At 66.8% G+C, this 3,424-nt stretch carries 3 protein-coding genes; all 3 read right to left on the bottom strand.

Annotation, left to right across the window (positions count from 1 at the left end):
- A partial coding sequence (gene malG / locus FHT26_RS29405; protein WP_168563616.1) for a maltose ABC transporter permease MalG occupies positions 1-875 on the bottom strand: 875 nt, incomplete at its 3' end.
- 1 nt (position 876) lies between these two features.
- On the bottom strand, positions 877-2,409 hold the full coding sequence (malF, locus tag FHT26_RS29400) for a maltose ABC transporter permease MalF (RefSeq protein WP_168563615.1): 1,533 nt from the start codon (positions 2,407-2,409) through the stop codon (positions 877-879).
- A gap of 22 nt (positions 2,410-2,431) precedes the next feature.
- On the bottom strand, positions 2,432-3,424 hold a 993-nt coding region (gene malE, locus FHT26_RS29395), incomplete at its 5' end, for a maltose/maltodextrin ABC transporter substrate-binding protein MalE (protein ID WP_168563614.1).

The following is a 3,424-nucleotide window of genomic DNA, read 5'->3' as shown; positions in this document are numbered from 1 at the left end:
CCGGCCGTGAGCCCCGAGATCATCCACTTCTGCGCCAGGATGAACACGATGGTGATCGGCAGCCCGGAGAGGATGGCGGCCGCCGCGAAGTCTCCCCACAGGTATTTCTGGTCGTACAGGAACAGCTTGGAGCCGACCGCCAGCGTCAGCTTGGCCTCTTCGTGCAGCAGGATCGACGCGACCGGGTACTCGATGATCGCGCCGATGAACGCGAGCAGCGCCACCACCATCAGGATCGGCACCGCCATCGGCAGCAGCACCAGCCGGAAGGCCTGCCACGGCGTCGCGCCGTCGACCTTGGCCGCCTCCTCGATCTCCACCGGGATCGTGTCGTAGTAGCCCTTGATCGTCCACACGTGCAGCGCGATGCCGCCGGAGTACGCCAGCAGCAACGAGGCATGGCTGTCGATGCCGAAGAACGGGAACACGCTGCCGATGCGGTCGAAGATCGCGAAGATCGCCACCAGCGCGAGCACCGCCGGGAACATCTGCATCAGCATCAGCGCGCTGAGCGCGGCGCGCTTGCCGTGGAACTTCATGCGCGCGAAGGCGTAGGCGGCGGTGGTCGACAGCGTCAGCGTGACGAGGGCGGTCAGGCTCGCGACCTTCACCGAGTTCCACAGCCACAGCAGCACCGGGAAATCCGGTTTCACCAGCCGCCCGTCCGGCGCGGTGTACGACATCCCGAGCGCGAGCTTCCAGTGCTCGAAGCTGAGGGTCTCGGGGATCAGGCTGCCGGCGGCGAAGTTGCCCGGGCGCAGCGAGATCGACAGGATCATCAGGAACGGGAAGATCACCAGCGCGACCAGCGCGATCAGGAACGCGTGCGCGGCGAGCACGCGCCAGCGGTGGCTCTTGTCGAGGACGATGGCCATGTCAGTCCTTTGCGACCTTCGCGAAGCGCATCTGCAGCAGCGAGATGGCCGCCACCATCGCGAAGATCACCGTCGAGATCGCCGCGGCCAGCCCGAACTGCTGGCCCGAGTCCTGGAACGCGATGCGGTAGGTGTAGCTGACCAGCAGGTCGGTGGTGCCGGCCGGCACGCTGGTGTCCAGGAAATCGGGCCGTCCGCCGGTCAGCAGGCTGATCAGCACGAAGTTGTTGAAGTTGAACGCGAAGGCCGAGATCAGCAGCGGCGTCAGCGGCTTGAGGATCAGCGGCAGCGTGATGCGCCAGAAATTGGTGAGCGGCCCCGCGCCGGCCACCGCCGAGGCCTCGTACAGGTCGGCGGGAATCGCCTTGATGAGCCCCGAGCAGATCACCATCATGTACGGGTAGCCGAGCCACACGTTGACGATCAGCAGCATCAGCTTGGCCAGCGTCGGGTCCGAGAACCACGCCGGCTTGATGCCGAAGAGGGCATCGAGGATCAGGTTGATCTCGCCGAAGTTGTTGTTGAACAGCCCCTTGAAGACCAGGATCGAGATGAAACCCGGCACCGCGTACGGCAGGAACAAGAGCGTGCGGTACAGCCCCTTGAAGCGCAGCGCATCCCAGTTGAACAGGACGGCCAGGAACATGCCGAGCGCGGCGGCGAAGAACACGGTGAGCGCCGAGAACACCACGGTCCACACGAAGATGCGGATGAACGGTTCGCGGAAGGCGCGGTCGGTGAAGATGCGCTGGTAGTTCGCGAAGCCCACGCCGACCTGGAAGCCCGGCTGCAGCCGCTCGCCGGTCTCGGTCTCGTAGAAGCCGCTGCTCATGTTCGGGCGCAGCACCGCGTTCGTCTGCTGGTTCACCAGCGAGCCGTCGGGGTTCTGGCGGTACAGCGGCTGCACGGCGCCGAACTGGCGCAGGCCGGTCATCACGAGCTTGTTGTCGTTGTCGGGCAGGCGCAGCGTCAAGGCCTGCAGGTTCTTCTGCCTGGCGATCACGGTCTTGAGCTGCGCCGCTTCGGCCAGCGGGGCTTGCGCCGGGTCCTGCGGCGCGAGCTGGACCTCCAGCGGCGCGGTGCTCGCGAGCGCGAGCCGCCCGCTGACCCAGGCCTTGCCGCTGTCGGCGTCTTCGAGGCGGAGGCGGAACTCGCGGCCGTCCTCGTGCAGCGTGAACGCGTAGCTCGCGCCATCGCCACCATGAAACGTCTCGTCCAGGAAGTACTGCGTGGCCCTTGGAAACTCCAGCAGGTTGCGCGAGCTGTAGTTCGTGAACCCGATGGCCATCGTGTAGACCATCGGGAAGACGACGAAGACGAGCGCGGCGGCGATGCCGGGGAACAGGTAGCGCCACGCGTAGGTCCTGGCCGAGCTGTAGACCCACAGCGCGAGCGCGGTGATCGCGAGCATCGTCGCGGCCAGCAGCGTCTGGCCGGCCGCGTAGACCATCGCGACCACGTAGAGCGCCCCCACCAACAGGGACCCCCACGCGAGCGCCAGCAGGGCCGGGCCGGGGCGCAGCCGCAGGTTCATCACAGCCGGGTGCCCTTGCGGCTTACTTGGCCGTGATCCGCTTGGCCGCGGCGTCCAGCGCCTCCTTCGGCTGCTGGCGGCCTTCGGTCATGTTCTTCAGCGCCGACTCCATCGACGACCAGAAGCGCCCCATCTCCGGGTTGTTGGGCATCGGCGCGCCGTCCTGGGCGCTGGCCATCGTCGCCTGGATGTTCGGGTTGGCCTTCAGCTCGGCAAACAGCGCCTTGCTCGCGGGCGTCCCCAGCGGCACGTCGTCGTTGATCGTCTTCAGGCCCTTCGGGGCGAGCATGAAGTTCTCGATGAACTCCACCGCGACGTCCCGGTTCGGCGACGCCTTCGAGATCATCGCGCCGAGCACGCCGACGAAGGGCGCGGCCTTCTTGCCGTTGACGCTCGGGATCTTGGCCACGCCGAAGTCGATGTTGGCCTTCTTCAGGTTGTCCCACGACCACGGGCCGTTGATCATCATCGCGACCTTGCCTTGGGCCATGCCGGCTTCCATCTCGGCGTAGCCGGCGCCCTTGGTCATCACGCCGTCCTTCACGAGCTTGTTCAACAGCTCCGCGCCCTTCAGCGCCCCGGCGTTGTTGACGCCGGTGTCGCCCGCATCGAAGTTGCCGTCGGCCTTCAGCTTGAACGGATACCCGCCGCCGGCGGCCAGCAGCGGCCACGTGAAGTACGTGTTGTTGTAGTCCCACAGGATCGCCTTCTTGCCCGACGCGGACAGCTTCTTGTCCAGCGCGATCACCTCGTCGAAGGTCTTCGGCGGCGTGGGCACCAGCGCCTTGTTGTAGACCAGCGAGACCGCCTCGATCGACAGCGGGTAGCCCCATTGCTTGCCGCCGACCGCGAACGCCTTGACCGCCAGCGGGTCCAGGTCGGCCAGCACCTTCTTGCCCGGGGTCACCGGCTGCAGCAGCCCGCCGGCGATCCATTCGCCGATGCGGTCGTGCGGCCAGATCCAGATGTCGGGGCCCTTGCCGGCGGCGGCCGCCTGCTGGAACTTGTTGGGCGC

Origin of the sequence: Rhizobacter sp. SG703, from assembly GCF_012275445.1 — a bacterium.
GTDB lineage: Bacteria > Pseudomonadota > Gammaproteobacteria > Burkholderiales > Burkholderiaceae_C > Rhizobacter.
Note: the sequence above shows the minus strand (reverse complement) of the source record. Positions and strands in the feature narration are given on the sequence as shown.

Bases quoted from the DNA above. Each gene is read 5' to 3' on its own strand.
- malF (WP_168563615.1), bottom strand. From the start codon at position 2,409: ATGAACCTGCGGCTGCGCCCCGGCCCGGCCCTGCTGGCGCTCGCGTGG.